The organism is Actinoallomurus sp. NPDC052274, from assembly GCF_040679475.1.
Taxonomy (GTDB): domain Bacteria; phylum Actinomycetota; class Actinomycetes; order Streptosporangiales; family Streptosporangiaceae; genus Actinoallomurus; species Actinoallomurus liliacearum.
On sequence record NZ_JBFAUT010000031.1, the window covers coordinates 66,281 to 85,017 of the forward strand.

The following is an 18,737-nucleotide window of genomic DNA, read 5'->3' on the forward strand; positions in this document are numbered from 1 at the left end:
CCTGAGCCGGACGCCCTCACAGGGCCAGAACTGGACGCCCTCACAGGATCGGAACTGGACGCCCTCACAGGGTCAGAGCTGGACGAATGACAGGCCGCGGGCCTGGAGCTTCGGGAGGACCTGCCGTAGCGCCTTGATCGTCTCGGAGCGGTCGCCGCCACCGTCGTGGCACAGCAGGATGTCGCCGCCCTTGGCGGCCAGCATGCTCCGTTTGATGTGGGCGGTGCCCGGGCGGGACCAGTCCTTCGGGTCGATGTCCCAGTCGATCGGCACCATCCCGTGCCGGGCGGCCGAGCCGAAGACCGCGCGCGACCAGGCCCCGCCGGGCGAGCGGAAGAACTTCGGGGCGACCCCGGTGGCGTCGGCGATCCGGTGGTGCGCCTCGGTGATCTCCTTGTCCACCTTGTGGGAGGACATCTCGGCGATCCACAGCGGGTGGTTCATCGTGTGGTTGCAGAGCTGGTGGCCCGCCTCGACGATCCGCCGCGCGAGTTTCGGGTACTGCTTCACCTGGATGCCGATCAGCGAGAATGTCGCCTTCACCTCGTGCTCGGCGAGCACGTCGAGCATCTTCGGCGTCCACTCCGGATGCGGGCCGTCGTCGATGGTCAGCGCGATCGCGTTGGGCGGCGCCTCCGGAAGGAGGTCGTGGACCCGGTGCACGGCCTCCTTGCGGCGCGGCACGGGCGGCAGCGGAGGCGGTGGCACGGGCTTCGGCGTGGGTGACGGGCTGGTGTTCACGGGCGGGATGACCGCCCGGCCCCGCGCGAGCGGAGGGCGGGGCCCGGCCGGTGCGCCCTTGACCCTGTCCCCGGCAAGGAGAAGTGCGGCGCCCGCGGCGCCGAGGGTCAGCATCCGACGGCGAGTCATCACGTCCCGAAACTCCACATGTCAAACGCTATGCCCTGACGGCGGGGACTGCGGACGTAATTGATCCGATCGGAGGGCGAGTATCGGGAACGTGACCCATCAGACATGGAAACCGGCGTCTGGGTGACATTCCGGGCTTGCGATCGCGCAGCCCCTCCCCCACACTCAGGTTAGGTTAGGTATGCCTAATGTGACCTGACGTCTGGTTCGTCCGAAGGAGCGCGTCCCTTGTTGCTCGGCAACTTCCTCATCGGCCTGCGCGAAGGGCTGGAAGCCTCGCTCGTCGTCAGCATCCTCATCGCGTACCTGGTCAAGTCGGGCAACCGTCGGGCACTCACCCCCGTCTGGGCCGGCATCGGCGCCGCGATCGCGATCAGCGTGGCGTTCTGCGTGCTGCTGAGCGTCGCCTCGGGCGAGATGCAGTTCAAGACGCAGGAGACGTTCGGCGGGACGCTGTCGATCGTCGCCGTCGGCCTGGTGACGTGGATGGTGTTCTGGATGCGCCGGGCCGCGCGGTCGATGAAGGCCGAGCTCGAGGGCAAACTGGAGGGCGCGCTGTCCCTGGGGACCGGGGCGCTCTTCGCCGTCGCGATCCTGGCGGTCGGCCGGGAGGGCCTGGAGACGGCCCTGTTCCTGTGGACCAACATCGACGCCGCCCAGAGCAACAGCGTCCAGCCGATCGTCGGCGCCGTGCTCGGCCTGCTCACCGCCGCCCTGCTCGGATATCTCCTCTACCGCGGCGGGCTCCGGCTCAACCTCAAGCGCTTCTTCACGATCACCGGCGCCGCGCTGATCGTGGTGGCCGCCGGGGTCTTCGGCTACGGCTTCCACGACCTGCAGGAGGCCGGCATCCTGCCCGGCCTCAGATCCTGGGCGTTCGAGCCGAGCACCTGGTTCGACGGCATGGGGACCCCCGGGCAGTGGCTGCAGACCGCCCTGCAGGGCGTCTTCAACCTGACGCCTCAGGTGACCACGGTCCAGGCCGTGATGTGGGTTCTCTACCTGGTGCCGGTCATGGCCCTGTTCCTCCGCCCGGCCAAGCCGTCCACCCCCAAGCCGCAGCGGCGGACCGCCGCCGCGCAGAGCTGATCACGCGGCCCGTACGGGCACGGTTCCCGCCTCGCCGAGCCGGCGGCGCGGCCCCGGGTTACCCGCCAGTCGTTACTGATGAGTAACCTATGGGTAGGAGTACCAGGAGTGCTCCGCAGACTCTGTCAGAAGGAGAACCGACCGTGCCCCGTACCGCACGTGACGTGGTCTTCGTCGACGGCGTTCGCACGCCGTTCGGCAAGGCGGGCCCCAAGGGGCTCTACGCCGAGACCCGCGCAGATGATCTCGTCGTCCGCGTGATCCGCGAGTTGCGGAGGCGCAACCCCTCCCTGCCTGCCGACCGCGTCGACGAGGTCGCGATCGCCGCGACCACCCAGATCGGCGACCAGGGCCTCACCATCGGCCGCTCGGCCGCCGTGCTCGCCGGACTGCCCAAGAGCGTCCCCGGATACGCCATCGACCGCATGTGCGCCGGCGCGATGACGGCCGTCACGACCGTGGCCGGCGGCATCGCATTCGGCGCGTACGACGTCGCGATCGCCGGCGGCGTCGAGCACATGGGCCGGCACCCGATGGGCGAGGGCGTCGACCCGAACCCGCGGTTCCTCGCCGAGAAGCTCGTCGACCCCTCAGCACTGGTGATGGGGTCGACGGCGGAGAACCTGCACGACCGGTACCCGCACATCACCCGCGAGCGCGCCGACGCGTACGCCCTGCGCAGCCAGCAGAAGGTCGCCGCGGCGTACGAGGCCGGCAAGATCCAGCCCGACCTGGTGCCGATGGCGATCCGCTCGCCGGAGAAGGGCTACGGCCTGGCCACCCGCGACGAGCCGCCGCGTCCCGACACGACGCTGGAGGGCCTGGCCGGCCTGAAGACGCCGTTCCGGCCGCACGGCCACGTCACCGCGGGCAACGCCGCCGGCCTCAACGACGGCGCCACCGGGTGCATCGTCGCGGCCGAGGACGTCGCCGCCGAGCTGGGCCTGCCGGCCAGGATGCGGCTCGTCGACTACTCCTTCGCGGGCGTCGAGCCCGAGGTCATGGGCGTCGGCCCGGTACCGGCCACCGAGAAGCTCCTGGCCCGTAACTCGATCACGGTGGACGACATCGGCCTGATCGAGATCAACGAGGCGTTCGCCGTCCAGGTCATCGCCTTCCTCGATCACTTCAAGATCGCCGATGACGACCCGCGGGTGAACCCCTGGGGCGGCGCGATCGCGCTCGGCCACCCGCTCGCGTCCTCCGGGGTTCGGCTGATGATGCAGCTGGCCCGCCAGTTCGCCGAGCGGCCCGACGTCCGCTTCGGCCTGACGACGATGTGCGTCGGGATGGGCATGGGCGGCACGGTCCTGTGGGAGAACCCGAACTTCGAGGGGGGCAAGTGAGCACGGTGCAGACCTGGCGGTCGCTGCTGGAGGGCGACGGCCCGAGCCACGACGAGGTCGTGACGCACGCGCGCGTCCTCGACGTCGAGCTGCCGTACGGCGCGGGCACCCTGGCGCTGATCACGCTCGACAACGGGTTCGACCACACCAAGCCGAACACCTTCGGCCCGCGCGGCCTGCTCGAGCTGAACGACGCCCTCGACCAGGTGGCCGCGCGCGACGACCTCGCGGCCGTCGGTGTGACCGGCAAGCCGTTCATCTTCGCGGTCGGCGCGGACCTCAAGGGCGTCTCGGCGCTGGAGGGCCGCGAGCAGGCCGAGCTGGTCGCCCGGCTCGGGCACGACGTGTTCCGGCGGCTCGGCGAGCTGACCGTCCCGTCGTTCGCGTTCGTGAACGGCGCGGCCATGGGCGGCGGCGTCGAGGTGGCGCTGCACTGCGCGTACCGGACCATCTCCTCGGGCGTGCCGGCCCTGGCGCTGCCCGAGTGCTTCCTGGGCCTGGTGCCCGGCTGGGGCGGGACGTACCTGCTGCCGCGGCTGATCGGCGCGGCGAACGCCCTCAAGGTCATCATCGAGAACCCGCTGAACCAGAACAAGATGCTCCGCGGGCCGCAGGCGTACGAGCTGGGCATCGCGGACGCCATGTTCGAGCCGGCCGACTTCCTGGAGGAGTCGCTGCGCTGGGCCGCCCGGGTGCTGACCGGCGAGACGACGGTCGAGCGCGCCGAGGTCGACACCGGCAAGGCGTGGGACGACGCCGTCGCGCAGGCCCGGTGGTTCGCCGAGGGCAAGCTGCACGGCGCGGCCCCCGCGCCGCTGCGGGCGCTGGACCTCGTGGCCGCGGCCAAGGACCGCAGCCGTGACGAGGGGTTCGCCGCCGAGGACGAGGCCCTCGCCGACCTCATCATGAGCCCGGAGTTCCGGTCCGGTCTGTACTCCTTCGACCTGGTGCAGAAGCGCGCGAAGCGGCCCGCCGGAGCCCCCGACAAGGCCCTCGCGCGGCCGGTGACGAAGGTGGGCGTGGTCGGCGCCGGGCTGATGGCCTCCCAGCTGGCCCTGCTGTTCGCCCGGCGGCTGAACGTCCCGGTCGTGCTCACCGACCTGGACCAGGAGCGCCTGGACAAGGGTGTCGGGTACGTCCACGGCGAGGTCGACAAGCTGCTCGGCAGGGGCCGCGTCTCGGCGGACGAGGCGTCGCGGCTCAAGGGCCTCGTCACCGGCTCGCTGACCAAGGACGCGTTCGCCGACGCCGACTTCGTCATCGAGGCCGTCTTCGAGGAGATGGGCGTCAAGCAGAAGGTCTTCGCCGAGGTCGAGGCGGTCGTCTCGCCCGAGTGCGTGCTGGCCACCAACACCTCCTCGCTGTCGGTGTCCGAGATGGCCGCGAAGCTCAAGCACCCCGAGCGGGTCGTCGGCTTCCACTTCTTCAACCCGGTCGCGGTCCTGCCGCTGCTGGAGATCGTCCGTGGCGAGCGGACCGACGACGCCGCGCTGGCGACGGCGTTCGCCACCGGCAAGGCGCTGAAGAAGTCCTGCGTGCTGGTCAAGGACGCCCCCGCGTTCGTGGTCAACCGCATCCTGCTGCGACTGCAGGCGGAGATCCTCAAGACGGTGCAGGAGGGCACGCCGATCGAGGTCGTCGAGCGCTCCACGAACCCGCTCGGCCTGCCGATGTCGCCCTTCGTGCTCATGGGGCTGGTCGGCCCGGCCATCGCGCTGCACGTCGGCGAGACGCTGCACGCGGCGTTCCCCGAGCGCTTCCCGCTCTCGGACGGCCTGGCCAAGCTGGTCGCGGCGGGCAAGCCCGGCGTCTACCGGCCGGACTTCAGCCTCGACCCCGAGGCCGTCGCGCTGTTCGAGGGCGGCACGTCCCCGTCCACGGAGGAGCAGGTCCTCTCCCGGGCCCTCGACGGGCTCGCCGAGGAGATCAAGATCATGCTGGACGAGGGCGTCGTCGCCGCGCCCGAGGACATCGACCTGTGCCTGATCCTGGGCGCGGGCTGGCCGTTCCACCTGGGCGGCATCACGCCCTACCTCGACCGCACCGGCATCGCGGAGAAGGTCGACGGAGCGCGTTTCCACTCCTGACGCCCGCTCCACCTCGCCGTTCCACCACGCTGCTCCACCGCGGGCGCCCCGGCACGTCGTGCCGGGGGCGCCGCCGCCGCGGCGGCGGGGGGCGGGGGGGGGGCGGGGGGGGCGCGCGGGGGGCCCCGGGGCGCCCGCGTACGCGTACGGTCGTCAGGGCGTGTGCGGGCGGCAGGCGCGGCGGAGGGCGTCCCAGCCGGTCAGCTTGACCCGTTCGCCGCGGGCGAGCGAGCGGGCGAGCTCGATCTCCTCGGCGTCGATGCCCAGCCAGTCGTCGTACGTCACCGCGCGGACGTTGCGCGCCTCCAGCAGCCCCTCGATGGACGGATGTTCGCGGACCCTGCCGTCCAGGTCCGCGAGCAGGGCGCGGACCGTCTCGGCGGCGTCGGCCTTGTTCGTGCCGATCACCCCGGTGGGGCCCCGTTTGAGCCAGCCGGCGACGTACTCCCCCGGAGCCGGCGCGCCGTCCTCGCCGAGCACCCGCCCGGCCTCGTTCGGGACGACGTACGCCCGCGGGTCGAACGGCACGCCGGGCAGCGGAACGCTCTGGTAGCCGACCGAGCGCAGCACCATCCCGACCGGCAGGGTCTCGTACTCGCCGGTGCCGACGACCCGGCCCTCGGCGTTCAGCGCGGTGCGTTCCAGGCGCAGGCCCTCGACCCGATCGGTGCCGAGGATCTCCACGGGCCGCAGCCAGAACCGCAGGTCGAGCCGGCGCGGCCGGCCCTCGACCGGGCGGCCGACCCAGTCGCGCATGACCGCGACGTTGCCGCGCACGTGCCGGTCGGACTCGGCGAGCGCGGCGCTCGCCGGGTCGAGCTCCAGGTCCGCGGGCCGGACGTGGACCTCGGTGTGCGGCAGCGCGCCCAGCTCACGCAGCTCCTTCGTGGTGAACTTGGCCTGCGCGGGCCCGCGCCGGCCGATCATGTGGATGTGCCGCACGCCGCTGCCGCCGAGCAGGTCGAGCACCGGTTCGGGCACGTCCGTGGCGCGCAGTTCGTCCGCGGTCTTGGCGAGGATCCGGGCGACGTCGACGGCGACGTTGCCGACCCCGATGACCGCCACCTCGTCGGCGGACAGGTCGACGTCGAGGCCGGAGGCGTCGGGGTGGCCGCAGTACCAGTTGACGAAGTCGGTGGCCGCGACGCTGCCCGGCAGGTCCTCTCCCGGCACGCCGAGGTGCCGGTCGACCATGGCGCCGGTCGCGTAGATCACCGCGTCGTAGCAGGCGAGCAGGTCGTCCCGCGTGACGTCGGAGCCGAACTCCACGCCGCCGAGGAAGCGCACCCCGGGGTGCTCCAGCACCCGCTGCAGGTAGCGCGCGATGGATTTGATCGACGTGTGGTCCGGCGCGACGCCGTACCGTACGAGGCCGTACGGCGTCGGAAGCCGGTCGAAGACGTCGACGAGTACGTTGCCGTCCGCCTGCTTCACCAGGGCCTCGGCGGCGTAGATGCCCGCCGGCCCGGACCCGATGACCGCCACGCGGAGCGGATGTGTGTCCGCCACCTCGCCATTGTGCGCACAGACCCCGCCGGAACATCAGGACCGGCGTGGCCACATCACCGGGATTCGACCGACGGTTTACCGGCCCTGCTGTGGGCGTGCCCGTACGAGAAGTAGATGACGAAGCCGATGAGCATCCAGAGGACGAACCGGATCCACGTCTCGACGGGCAGGTTCAGCATGAGGTAGACGCAGGCCAGGACGGACAGGATCGGCACCACGGGCGACGCCGGGACGCGGAACGACCGCGGCAGGTCCGGCCGGGTCCGGCGCAGCAGCACCACGCCGATCGAGACGACCACGAACGCGAACAGGGTGCCGATGTTGACCAGGTCGGCCAGGGCCGACAGCGGGACCAGGCCGGCGATGACCGCGACGACCACCCCGATGATGACGGTCATCCGGGCGGGCGTGCCGTACTTGGGGTGGACCTCGGCCAGCCACGCCGGGAGCAGCCCGTCCCGGCTCATCGCGAAGAACACCCGGCTCTGGCCGAGGATGAGGATCAGCACGACGGTGGTCAGGCCGGCGAGCGCGCCGATGCTGATGATCGTGGCGAACCCGGAGTGGCCGATCGCCTTGAACGCGTCGGCCAGCGGCGCGTCGACGCTCAGCTGCCGGTAGTTCTGGATGCCGACGACGACGAGGGACACGGCGACGTACAGCGCGGTGCAGATGACGAGCGAGGCGATGATGCCGATCGGCATGTCGCGCTGCGGCTTCTTGGTCTCCTCGGCCGCGGTGGCGACGATGTCGAAGCCGATGAAGGCGAAGAAGACGATCGCCGCGCCCGCGAAGACGCCGGCCCAGCCGTACGTGGACGGCACGAAGCCGAAGATGACCTGGATCAGCGGCGTCTTCCCGCCGTGCGCCTCCGGCGTGGGAACGGCCTTCGGGACGAACGGGTGGTAGTTGGCGCCCTTGATGAAGAACAGGCCCGCGACGATCACGAAGAGGACGACGACGATCTTGATCGCCACGATGACGGCGTTCACCCGTGAGGAGACCTTCACGCCGAGGACGAGGACGCCCGTCACGACCAGCACGATGAGAGCCGCGGGGATGTTGAAGGTCGCGTGCTCGCCGGCGACCGATGTGGGCAGGTCCCAGCCGAGGTCGCTGAGCAGTGTTCTGGCGTAGCCGGACCAGCCCACCGCCACGGTCGCCGCCGCGAGCGCCAGCTCCAGGACCAGGTCCCAGCCGATGATCCAGGCGGGTAGCTCGCCGAGCGTCGCGAACGAGAACGTGTACGCGGAGCCCGCCACCGGAACGGTCGAGGCGAACTCCGCGTAGCACAGCGCGGCGAGACCACAGGCGATGGCCGCGGCGACGAAGGACAACGCCACCGCGGGCCCGGACTTCTCCTTGGCGACCTCGCCGGTGAGCACGAAGATGCCGGTGCCGATGATGACCCCGACGCCGAAGACGGTCAGGTCGAGTGCGCTGAGATCCCGTCGTAGTCGGTGACCGGGTTCGTCCGTGTCTTGAATGGACCGCTCAACCGATTTTGTACGGAATACACGCACCGTCGCTCCTCGATGGGCTCTTTTGGCCCCTCCTCTACCCAGCGTTGGGAATATTAACGAACGATTTAATGATCAGGATTCGGTGGGTTCGAGTACTTCGTCCCTGGCGGTGGCCGCCGTGATCTCCCGGGCGAGCCCCTGCGGGGTCAGCCCCATGTCGGTGAGGAGCTGCGCGCGCTTCGCGTGGTCGAGGAACCGGTCGGGGATGCCGAACGTGCGGACCGGCACGTCGACGTCGGCGTCGCGCAGCGCCCGCGCCACCGCGTCGCCCACCCCGCCGACCCGGCAGTTGTCCTCGACGACCGCGACGACCCGGTGCTCGGCCGCCAGGCCGGGCAGCGCCGCGTCCAGCGGCTTGACCCAGCGCGGGTCCACGACCGTGACGCCGATGCCGTGCGCGTCGATGGTCCGGGCGGCCTCGACCGCGACGCCCGCCATCGGGCCCGCCGCGACGATCAGCACGTCGTGCTCGCCCGACCGGACGAGGACGTCCATCCCCCCGACCCGGTCGACGGCCGGGACGTCCTCGGCGACCGGCCCCTTCGGGAACCGGAGGACCGTCGGCCCGTCGGCGACGCCCACCGCCTCGCGCAGCAGCTCCGTCAGCCGCGTTTCGTCCCGCGGCGCGGCGACGCGCAGGCCCGGCACGACCTGCAGGATCGACATGTCCCACATGCCGTTGTGGCTCGGCCCGTCGTCGCCGGTCACCCCGGCCCGGTCGAGGACGACCGTGACCGGCAGCCGGTGCAGCGCGACGTCCATGAGCAACTGGTCGAACGCGCGGTTGAGGAACGTGGCGTACACCGCGACGACCGGGTGCATGCCGCCGAAGGCCAGGCCCGCGGCGGACGTCACCGCGTGCTGCTCGGCGATCCCCACGTCGAACGTGCGCTCGGGGTAGGCCTCGGCGAACGCGGCGAGCCCGGTCGGGTGCAGCATCGCCGCGGTGATGGCCACCACCTCGGGACGCTCGGCGCCCAGCGCCACGAGCTCGTCGCTGAACACGTTGGTCCAGGTACGCGAGCTCTTGGCGAGCTTGCGCCCGGTGGCCGCGTCGAACAGGCCGGGGGCGTGGAACGCCTCCTCCTCGTCGTTCTCCGCGGGCGCGTAGCCGAAGCCCTTGCGGGTGATGCAGTGCACGATCACCGGCTCGCCGAAGTCCTTGGCCTTGCGCAGCGCGTGCTCGACGGCCTCCTCGTCGTGCCCGTCGATCGGTCCGAGGTACTTCAGGCCGAGGTCCTCGAACATCGCCTGCGGCTGCAGGATGTCCTTGATCCCCTTCTTGATGCCGTGCAGCGCCTCGTACGCCATCGGCCCCACGACCGGGGTGCGCGGCACGGTGCGCTTGATGAGGTCCAGCGCGTGCTCGTACCCCCGCGTCATCCGCAGGTCCGCGAGGTGGCTGGCCAGCCCGCCGATCGTCGGGGAGTACGACCGGCCGTTGTCGTTGACGACGATGACGACCTTGCGGTCCCTGCCCGCCGCGATGTTGTTCAGCGCCTCCCAGGCCATGCCGCCGGTCAGCGCGCCGTCGCCGATGAACGGCACGACGAACCGGTCGCCCTCGCCGCGCAGCTGGTAGGCCTTGGCCAGGCCGTCGGCGTACGACAGGGCGGTGGAGGCGTGGGAGTTCTCGATCACGTCGTGCTCGGACTCGGCCTGGCTCGGGTAGCCGGACAGGCCGCCGGCCTGCCGCAGCGTGCCGAAGTCCTGCCGCCCGGTGAGCAGCTTGTGGACGTACGCCTGGTGGCCCGTGTCGAAGAGGATGCGGTCGCGCGGCGAGTCGAAGACGCGGTGCATGGCGATGGTGAGCTCGACCACTCCGAGGTTGGGGCCGAGGTGACCGCCGTTCTTCGACGTCGACACCGCGGTGACGAGGAGGTCTCGTATCTCGCCGGCGAGCTGCGGAAGCTGCTCCGGAGCCAGGCGCTTGAGGTCCTCGGGCCCTCGGATCGAGTCAAGAAGGGTCACGCGGGTCATCTCCTCGTTTTTTCTGCGGATGCTGATTTTAGTGGCCGCTCGACTATGAGACGCGAAGCCCCTGCGCCGAGTTCACGTGGCGCAGCGTAGCGATCGGATATAAAGAGAGTGATGGATGACGAACGAATCGTGCTGCTGGGCGCCGACGGCCATGCCATCGGCACTGCCCCGAAGGCGTCGAGTCACCACGACGCCACGCCCCTTCATCTGGCGTTCTCGTGCTACCTCGTGGACCCGGCCGGGCGCATCCTGATCACTCAACGAGCGCACGGGAAGCGAACGTTCCCATCCGTGTGGACCAACAGCTGCTGCGGTCATCCCGCACCCGGCGAGGGCCTGCGCGACGCCGTGCGCCGTCGCGTCCGCCTGGAGCTGGGGCTGGAGATCGAGAGCATGACGCTCATTCTCCCGGAGTTCCGCTACCGCGCGACCGCCGCGGACGGCGTCGTGGAGTACGAGCTGTGCCCCGTGGTCCGCGCCGCCGCCGACGGCGACCTGCGCCTCCATCCGGAGGAGACCGCCGCGGCCGACTGGCGCGACTGGGCGGCCTGCGTGGCGCTGGTGGACGACCCTTCGGCGTCCCCGTGGTACCGCGAGCAGATGGCCGAGCTCATCCCGCTGGGCAAGCCTGCCGACTGGCCGGCCGCGCCCACCTCCCTGCTGCCGCCCGCCATCGCCTGGTAGCCGCGGCGCGCGGTCCGGCGGCTCACGTTCCTTCGGCGGCTCACGCTCACGTTCCTCCGGCCGCTCACGCTCACGTTCCTCCGGCCGCTCACGCTCACGTTCCTCCGGCCGCTCACGCTCACGTTCCTCCGGCGGCTCACGTTCCACGGACCTGCTTCGCATGCCGGCCTCACCCGCTCCTTGACCTTCACATCAATGTGAAGGCCTACCCTCCCGTCATCCAGTGATCCCGAAAAAGGAGCCGGTGATGCCGGGTGCAGTGATCATCGGAGCCGGGCCGGGCATCGGCCGCGCGGTGGCCCGCCGGTTCGGCCGCGAAGGCCTGCCGGTCGCCCTGCTGGCCAGGACGGACTCGACGCTGAAGGCGTCGGCCGACGCGGTGGCCGCCACCGGGACACGGGCCCTCCCTCTCACCGCCGACGCGGCCGACGAGACGTCGCTGCGCGCCGCCCTCGACACGGCCGCCGCCGAACTCGGGCCGCCGGACGTCGTCGTGTACAACGCCGCGATCATCCGGCCCGACGGTCCGGGCGACCTGACCGTGCGCGAGCACCTGGACTTCTGGGCCGTCAACGTGGTCGGCGCGATCGTCGCCGCCGCCCACGCCGCCCCCGGGATGGCGGCGCGCGGCGGCGGCTCGTTCCTCATCACCGGCGGGATGCCGGAGCCGAAACGCGAGTACGTCAGCCTCTCTCTCGGCAAGGCCGGGGTGCGCACGCTGGTGGAACTGCTCGACCAGGAGTACGGCCCCTCGGGCGTCCACGTGGCGAGCGTGACCGTGGCCGGCCCGGTCGCCCCGGGCACCGCCTTCGACCCCGACGACATCGCCGAGCACTATTGGCGGCTGCACACCCAGCCCCGCGAGGAGTGGCAGCGGGAGGTCGTCCACTGGGGAGCCTGAGATCATCGCCACGGGGAATCCGCGCCAGATCTCCGGACCCCGTGGCGTGGCCCTACTGGGCGGTCTCCCTGACGCGGCGGAACTCCTCGGCCAGCGCCGCCGGCGTGTAGTGCGCGTTGAGGCCGGAGGGATTCGGCAGGATCCACAGGACCGCCCCGGCCAGGTGGTCCGCCTGCGGGCCGATCTTGACCTTCGGCCGCCCGAACGCCGTACGGAACGCGGTGACGCCGAGCACCGCGACGATCCGCGGCCGGTGCCGCGCCACGAACTTCTCCAGCAGCGCACCGCCCTCCCGCAGCTCGTCGGCGGTCAGCTCGGCGGCCTGCGCGGTGGCGCGGGCGGCCAGGTTGGTGATGCCCGCGCCGTACGACGGCAGCAGGTGCTGTTCGCTCGGGTGCAGCAGCCGGTCGGTGAACCCGGACCGGTGCAGGGCGGGCCAGAACCGGTTGCCCGGCCGCGCGAAGTGCCACCCGGTCGCGGCCGAGTAGAGGCCGGGGTTGATCCCGCAGAACAGCACGCCGCCCGCTGGCGGCACGACGTCCGGGATCGTCCGGTCCCGCGCGGCCTCCAGGTCCGCGGCGGTCGGTCGGCTCGTCACCCTCGGACCATACCGGCCGGTCGGCCCGGTCAGGGCTGGACCTCGGCGAGGAACGACCCGATCCGCCCGGCCAGATCCTCCGGCGCCTCCTCCGCCATGTGGTGGCCGCAGTCCAGGCCGCTGCCACGCAGGTCGGTCGCCCAGGGGCGCCAGACGGCGAGCGGGTCGCCGTACAGCTCCTCCATGTCGTCCTTCACCCCCCACAGCACCAGCGTCGGGCAGGAGACCCGGCGACCGGCGGCCCGGTCGGCGTCGTCGTGCGCGCGGTCCACGCCGAGCCCGGCGCGGTAGTCCTCCATCATCGCGTGCACGGTCGCCGGATCGTGGATGGCGTTCTGGTAGTCCGCCCACGCCTCGGGCTCCATGTACTCGTCCGTCGCGGTGTACCAGGCGTCCGGGCCGGCGTTGATGACCCGCTCCGCCGGCTTCTCGGTCTGTGCGAAGAAGAACCAGTGCCACCAGCTCGCCGCGAACCGCGCGTCACAGCGCGCCAGCGCCTCCCCGATCGGCACCACGTCCATGGCGATCAACGCCGTGACCGCGTCGGCGTGGTCGAGCGCCGTGCGCAGAGCCACGTAACCGCCCCGATCGTGGCCCGCGACGGCGAATTCCTCATGCCCGAGCGCCCGCATCAACGCCACGCAGTCGCGCGCCATCGCCCGCTTGGAATACGGCGCGTGGTCCGGCGTCGTGGGCGGCTTCGACGACTGTCCGTACCCCCGCAGGTCAGGGCAGACGACGGTGTACCGGTCGGCGAGCAACGGCGCGACCTTATGCCACGTCGCGTGCGTCCGCGGATGCCCGTGCAGCAGCAGAAGCGCCGGCCCGGATCCGCCATACCGCACCCGCAGCTCGGCCTCCCCGACGTCCACCCGTTCAAGGCTGAATTCCTCGAAGAACATGCCGGCCGATCTGCCCGGGCAGGCACGCCGCAAACTGACCATTGATCACTGACGCTTACTGCGTCCTAGGAGCAGCAATCGCCAGCGATCACGCGGGTCCCGTGAATCCGATCGCCGCACGACGACCTCGACACACTCGCCGCCCGTGCCATCGCTGTAGCTGCTCTTGTGCCACTGAACACTCGGCCGGCCCTGACAGCTCACAGATACTCCTTACGCGTCCGCTTCATCAGTTCGATGGATTCAGCCTGGCTTAGAGCCTCCCCGATCAGTGTGTTGAAATCCATGCCTGCCTTGAACACCTTGTCCCTGTCGTCGAGTAGCTGGCTGACGCCTCCTGATTCGATGTAGATGAGGTCTGTGTCATCCTCGAAGCTCAGCAGGATGAATCCGCCACCCAACGCGACCGAGGTGGTCCTTTCGAAGAGCATGATCCGCACCTGCACACGAGGTGACCACGCCAAGCCGATCAGGTGATCGACCTGTTCCACCATCACCTTGGCACCGCCGATCGGCCGTCGGAGTACGGACTCGTCGAGAACGAACATGGTCATCGGCGGCTTCTCGCGGGTAAGAATCGCTTGGCGTTCCATCCGCCCCTTGACACGGGCTTCTTGGAGCCGCCCAACTGGCGCTGGACGAGCCGAATGCTCGGTGAAGCCACCGAAACCAGCGCCCTTATCAGGACGAATAGCCCGCCAGCGCAGCCCTTCCCCGAGCATTACGCCTGGCCGAGCCCGGCTTGAGGCCATCCAGCCGGAACGATCAGCCACATTGACGTCGGTATGGGCCTACCAAGACCGGCGAACCGGGCATCACCTCGGCAACCCCGACGGCAACGCGGCCACAACAGCGGCGAAGTCGCGCAGCAACGGTCAGTTCGGTTCCGACTGTCCGGTCCGGAAGGCCCGGCGGTAGGCGCCTGGCGTCGTGCCCAGAGTGCCGAGGAAGCGCCGGCGGAGGTTGGTGGCCGAGGAGAGGCCGACGCGACGGGCGACGGCGTCCACGGGGAGGTCGGAGGACTCCAAAAGGCTCCGGGCCGTGGCGATCCGCTGGGCGAGCAGCCACTGTCCCGGACTGGTGCCGAGCTGCTCGACGAAACGTCGGGTGAGCGTTCGCGCCGAGACGCCCGCGTGCGCGGCCATGCTCTCGACGGTCAGCGGTTCGCCGAGTCTCCCGGTGATCCACTCCAGCAACGGCGCGAGCGAGCCGTCGATCTGTGCAGGGTGTGGCGGCGCCGCGTACTGCAACTGCCCGCCCTCGCGGTGGGGCGGCATGACCATGGTCCGCGCGACATGGGCGGCGTACCGCGCGCCCTGGTCACTGCGGACCAGGTGCATGCACAGGTCGAAGCCCGCCCCGGCGCCGGCGCTGGTGGCCACGTCACCGTGGTCCACGTACAGCACATCCGGATCGACCCGGATGCGCGGGAATCGCGCGGCGAACTCGTCCGCCAGCGCCCAGTGCGTGGTCGCCTCTCGTCCGTCCAGCAGACCGGCGTGCGCCAGCGCGAAGGCGCCGGAGCAGATGCCGGCCACCCGCGCTCCGCGGGAGTGCGCCCGGCGCAGTGCCCGGACGACCGCGCCCGAGGGTGGCTCGCCGGTGGGCAGCCAGCCCGGGACGACCACGGTGTCCGCCCGATCGAGCGCGTCCAGCCCGTCGGTCACGAACATGTCGTACCCGGCGTGGGTCGCGACCGGGCCGGGACGCTCGGAGCACACGCTGAAGGCGTATCGCGTCGGAAGTCCTGGCCGCTCGATCCCGAACACCTGGGCCGCACAGGCGAGTTCGAAGGTCGACTGCGGCGGGCGTACGAGCGCCACCACTTCATGCATGGCGGGAAAGTACCTCATGATGTCTTTCCTGACACTCGGCGGATCAATGGTCGCCCGCCAGGCTGACCACCATGACGCCAGAACAGAGCACGCCCGCCTACGTGTGGTCCGCCGTCCAGGACGCCCCGGTCCGCGAAATCTTCCCGGGCATCCGGCTGCGCCCGCTGTGGAGCGGGGACAACGGCGCGAAGGCCTTCGTGCTGGAGATGGACGCGAACACGTGCTGGCAGGGAGTCGACGTCCACGAACCGGGTCCCGAGGAGGTCTTCGTGGTCTCCGGCGTCTTCAACGACGGCGACCGGGACTATCCGGCGGGCTCCTTCATCCACGCCCCCGCGGGTTCCTCGCACGTCCCGCAGACGACGACGGGCTGCACCCTGTTCCTCTTCTACCCGGAGGGTTAGAGAAAGGGCCGTCCCGCCTCCGGGTGGAGGCGGGACGGCCCGTTTCGTTGCGGGTTACTTCTTCAGGAGGGAGCGGAGGACGTACTGCATGATGCCGCCGTGGCGGTAGTAGTCCGCCTCGCCCGGCGTGTCGATGCGGACGACCGCCTGGAACTCCTTGTCGCCGGCCTTGACCGTGACCTCGCGCGGGGTCTCGCCGCCGTTCAGCGCCTCGACGCCAACGATGTCGTAAATCTCGTGGCCGGTCAGGCCGAGCGACTCGACCGACTCGCCGTCCTTGAACTGCAGCGGCAGGACGCCCATGCCGATGAGGTTCGAGCGGTGGATGCGCTCGAACGACTCGGCGAGCACGGCGCGGACGCCGAGCAGCGCGGTGCCCTTGGCCGCCCAGTCACGCGAGGAGCCGGAGCCGTACTCCTTGCCGCCGAGCACGATCAGCGGCGTGTTCTCGGCGGCGTACGCCTGCGCGGCGTCGTAGATGGACTGCTGCTCGCCGTCCTTGACGGTGACGCCGCCCTCGGTGCCGGGCGCGAGCAGGTTGCGCAGCCGGATGTTGGCGAACGTGCCGCGGATCATCACCTCGTGGTTGCCGCGCCGGGAACCGTAGGAGTTGAAGTCACGCCGCTCGACGCCGTGCTCGGTCAGGTACCTCCCGGCCGGGCTGTCGGCCTTGATCGCACCGGCCGGCGAGATGTGGTCGGTGGTGACCGAGTCGCCGAGCAGCGCGAGGACCTTGGCGCCGCGGATGTCCTCCACCGGCTCCGGCTTGTCCGTCATGCCGTCGAAGTACGGGGCCTTGCGGACGTAGGTGGAGTCGGCGTCCCACTCGAAGGTGTTGCCGGTCGGCACCGGCAGGGCCTGCCAGCGCTGCTCGCCGGCGAACACGTCGGCGTAGTCGCGGCTGAACATCTCCTGCGCGATCGCCGAGTCGACGACCTCCTGGACCTCCTGCGGCGACGGCCAGATGTCCTTCAGGTACACCGGCTGCCCGTCGGAGCCCGTGCCGATCGGGTCCTTGGCGATGTCCACGTCCATGGAGCCGGCCAGGGCGTACGCGACGACGAGCGGCGGTGAGGCCAGGTAGTTCATCTTGACGTCGGGGTTGATCCGGCCCTCGAAGTTACGGTTGCCGGACAGCACCGAGGTGACGGCCAGGTCGTTCTCGTTGACGGCCGCGCTGATCTCCTCCGGCAGCGGGCCGGAGTTGCCGATGCAGGTCGTGCAGCCGTAGCCGACCAGGTTGAAGCCGAGCTTCTCGAGGTACGGGGTGAGGCCCGCGCGGTCGTAGTAGTCCATGACGACCTTGGAACCCGGGGCGAGGGAGGTCTTCACCCACGGCTTGCGGGACAGGCCCTTCTCGACGGCCTTCTTGGCGAGCAGCGCCGCGCCGATCATGACCGACGGGTTCGAGGTGTTGGTGCAGGAGGTGATCGCGGCGATCACCACCGCGCCGTGGTCGAGCTCGAACTCGGCGCCGTCCAGGCTGACGGTGATCGGGTTGCTCGGCCGGCCGGCCTTCGGGTCGGCGGCGCCCTCGTGGGGCCGGTCGCCGTTGGAGCCGTGCGAGATCGCCGGGGAGTCCGAGGCCGGGAAGGACTCGGCGGAGGCCTCGTCCGTGGGGCCCTCGAGGCCGTCCGGGACGTAGTCGCGGACGGCGGTGCGCCACGCGGACCTGGCGTCCGACAGCGCGATGCGGTCCTGCGGGCGCTTCGGGCCGGCGATCGAGGGGACGACGGTGGACAGGTCCAGCTCGAGGTACTCGGAGTACTCGGCCTCGCGGGACGGGTCGTGCCAGAGGCCCTGCTCCTTGGCGTACGCCTCGACGAGGTCGACCTGCTCGGCCGGGCGGCCGGTGAGCCGCATGTAGGTCACGGTCTCGTCGTCGATCGGGAAGATCGCGCAGGTGGAGCCGAACTCCGGGCTCATGTTGCCGATGGTGGCGCGGTTGGCCAGCGGCACCGCCGCGACGCCCTCGCCGTAGAACTCGACGAACTTGCCGACCACGCCGTGCTTGCGCAGCATCTCGGTGATCGTGAGCACGAGGTCGGTGGCGGTGGTGCCGGCCGGCAGCTCGCCGGTCAGCTTGAAGCCGACGACGCGCGGGATGAGCATCGAGATCGGCTGGCCGAGCATGGCCGCCTCGGCCTCGATGCCGCCGACGCCCCAGCCGAGGACGCCCAGACCGTTCTGCATGGTGGTGTGGGAGTCGGTGCCGACGCAGGTGTCGGGGTACGCCACGCCGTCGGTGTCGAAGACCACGCGGGCCAGGTGCTCGATGTTCACCTGGTGCACGATGCCGGTGCCCGGGGGGACGACCTTGAAGTTGTCGAAGGCCTTCTGGCCCCACTTGAGGAACTGGTAGCGCTCCTTGTTGCGGCCGTACTCGAACTCGACGTTCCGCTCGAAGGCGTCCTCCCGGCCGAAGACGTCGACCTGAACGGAGTGGTCGATGACCATCTCGGCGGGGTTCAACGGGTTGATCTTCGCCGGGTCGCCGCCGAGGTCGCGGACGGCCTCCCGCATCGTCGCCAGGTCCACGACGCACGGAACGCCGGTGAAGTCCTGCATGATGACCCGGGCCGGCGTGAACTGGATCTCCTGGTTCGGCTGGGCGTTCGGGTCCCAGGACGCCAGTGCGCGGATGTGCTCGCCGGTGACGTTGGCGCCGTCCTCGGTGCGCAGCAGGTTCTCCAGCAGGACCTTCAGGCTGTACGGGAGGCGCGCCGAACCCTCGACGGCATCCAGCCGGAAGATCTCATAGGACGCCTCGCCGACGCGCAGCGTCTGGCGGCTGCCGAAGCTGTTCAAGTCTTTTCCTCCTCTACGCGCTCCCCGAGCGCGGCTACCGCTCGTTCAGCGTACGCGGGGATTCATGGGTGGATACGTCAGCGATCCTGCCCCAGTAGCCCGCCGGCGCGCGCACCGGGGCTCGCCTAACTTCGCCGCAATTTCTCTCGACATCAAGGTATCACGAATATCTCGACATCAAGGTATCGACCCCTCCCTCTT

The 18,737-nt window shown here is 70.5% G+C and carries 16 protein-coding genes; 6 read left to right on the forward strand and 10 right to left on the reverse strand.

What is annotated here, in order from left to right; translation table 11 throughout:
• Positions 1–72: 72 nt before the first annotated feature.
• Complete coding sequence (locus AB0K82_RS25360) at positions 73–870, reverse strand: polysaccharide deacetylase family protein (protein ID WP_364401163.1); 798 nt, start codon at positions 868–870, stop codon at positions 73–75.
• A 228-nt stretch (positions 871–1,098) separates the two neighbouring features.
• Here AB0K82_RS25360 and efeU point away from each other — a divergent pair, with 228 nt between their 5' ends.
• The 3 genes from efeU to AB0K82_RS25375 all read left to right on the forward strand — a co-directional run bounded on the left by efeU (position 1,099) and on the right by AB0K82_RS25375 (position 5,392).
• Positions 1,099–1,959, forward strand: a complete 861-nt coding sequence (efeU, locus tag AB0K82_RS25365; RefSeq protein WP_364401165.1) for an iron uptake transporter permease EfeU — start codon at positions 1,099–1,101, stop codon at positions 1,957–1,959.
• A 143-nt stretch (positions 1,960–2,102) separates the two neighbouring features.
• Positions 2,103–3,305 carry a thiolase family protein gene (locus tag AB0K82_RS25370; protein WP_364401168.1) on the forward strand — a complete coding sequence of 401 codons (1,203 nt, stop codon included), beginning with the start codon at positions 2,103–2,105 and terminating at the stop codon, positions 3,303–3,305.
• Positions 3,302–5,392: a 3-hydroxyacyl-CoA dehydrogenase NAD-binding domain-containing protein gene (locus AB0K82_RS25375; protein WP_364401170.1), complete on the forward strand. Its 2,091-nt coding sequence runs from the start codon at positions 3,302–3,304 to the stop codon at positions 5,390–5,392. Before AB0K82_RS25370 ends, AB0K82_RS25375 begins: the two co-directional genes overlap by 4 nt.
• Positions 5,393–5,545: 153 nt before the next feature.
• Here AB0K82_RS25375 and AB0K82_RS25380 read toward each other — a convergent pair whose 3' ends face one another.
• The 3 genes from AB0K82_RS25380 to dxs all read right to left on the reverse strand — a co-directional run bounded on the left by AB0K82_RS25380 (position 5,546) and on the right by dxs (position 10,395).
• Positions 5,546–6,901, reverse strand: coding sequence for an FAD-dependent oxidoreductase (locus AB0K82_RS25380; RefSeq protein ID WP_364401173.1), 1,356 nt, complete (start codon positions 6,899–6,901; stop codon positions 5,546–5,548).
• Positions 6,902–6,954: 53 nt separating this feature from the next.
• A complete protein-coding gene (locus tag AB0K82_RS25385; RefSeq protein ID WP_364401176.1) occupies positions 6,955–8,424 on the reverse strand; it encodes an amino acid permease in 1,470 nt (489 codons plus the stop codon).
• A gap of 72 nt (positions 8,425–8,496) precedes the next feature.
• Positions 8,497–10,395: a 1-deoxy-D-xylulose-5-phosphate synthase gene (gene dxs / locus AB0K82_RS25390; protein WP_364401179.1), complete on the reverse strand. Its 1,899-nt coding sequence runs from the start codon at positions 10,393–10,395 to the stop codon at positions 8,497–8,499.
• A 120-nt stretch (positions 10,396–10,515) separates the two neighbouring features.
• Here dxs and idi point away from each other — a divergent pair, with 120 nt between their 5' ends.
• Positions 10,516–11,088: an isopentenyl-diphosphate Delta-isomerase gene (gene idi / locus AB0K82_RS25395; protein WP_364401182.1), complete on the forward strand. Its 573-nt coding sequence runs from the start codon at positions 10,516–10,518 to the stop codon at positions 11,086–11,088.
• A gap of 247 nt (positions 11,089–11,335) precedes the next feature.
• Positions 11,336–11,989 carry an SDR family NAD(P)-dependent oxidoreductase gene (locus AB0K82_RS25400; RefSeq protein WP_364401184.1) on the forward strand — a complete coding sequence of 218 codons (654 nt, stop codon included), beginning with the start codon at positions 11,336–11,338 and terminating at the stop codon, positions 11,987–11,989.
• A gap of 52 nt (positions 11,990–12,041) precedes the next feature.
• Here AB0K82_RS25400 and mug read toward each other — a convergent pair whose 3' ends face one another.
• From mug to AB0K82_RS25425, 5 genes are all read right to left on the reverse strand, one after another.
• Entirely contained in the window at positions 12,042–12,587 is a 546-nt protein-coding gene (gene mug / locus AB0K82_RS25405) for a G/U mismatch-specific DNA glycosylase (protein ID WP_364401187.1), read from the reverse strand.
• A gap of 29 nt (positions 12,588–12,616) precedes the next feature.
• Complete coding sequence (locus AB0K82_RS25410) at positions 12,617–13,489, reverse strand: alpha/beta hydrolase (protein ID WP_364401190.1); 873 nt, start codon at positions 13,487–13,489, stop codon at positions 12,617–12,619.
• A gap of 45 nt (positions 13,490–13,534) precedes the next feature.
• Positions 13,535–13,693, reverse strand: coding sequence for a DUF397 domain-containing protein (locus tag AB0K82_RS25415; protein ID WP_364401192.1), 159 nt, complete (start codon positions 13,691–13,693; stop codon positions 13,535–13,537).
• The gene (locus AB0K82_RS25420; protein ID WP_364401195.1) at positions 13,690–14,262 is read right to left on the reverse strand and encodes a DUF5753 domain-containing protein; all 573 of its coding nucleotides are present in this window, start codon (positions 14,260–14,262) and stop codon (positions 13,690–13,692) included. The genes AB0K82_RS25415 and AB0K82_RS25420 overlap by 4 nt, the downstream gene beginning before the upstream one ends.
• Before the next feature lie 102 nt (positions 14,263–14,364).
• Complete coding sequence (locus AB0K82_RS25425; protein ID WP_364401198.1) at positions 14,365–15,324, reverse strand: helix-turn-helix domain-containing protein; 960 nt, start codon at positions 15,322–15,324, stop codon at positions 14,365–14,367.
• Between the two features lie 71 nt (positions 15,325–15,395).
• On the opposite strand from AB0K82_RS25425, the gene AB0K82_RS25430 reads away from it, so the two are divergent.
• The gene (locus AB0K82_RS25430; protein WP_364401201.1) at positions 15,396–15,728 is read left to right on the forward strand and encodes a cupin domain-containing protein; all 333 of its coding nucleotides are present in this window, start codon (positions 15,396–15,398) and stop codon (positions 15,726–15,728) included.
• A gap of 54 nt (positions 15,729–15,782) precedes the next feature.
• Here the strand turns inward: AB0K82_RS25430 and AB0K82_RS25435 are convergent, their stop codons facing one another.
• A complete protein-coding gene (locus tag AB0K82_RS25435; RefSeq protein ID WP_364401204.1) occupies positions 15,783–18,536 on the reverse strand; it encodes an aconitate hydratase in 2,754 nt (917 codons plus the stop codon).
• Between the last annotated feature and the right edge of the window lie 201 nt (positions 18,537–18,737).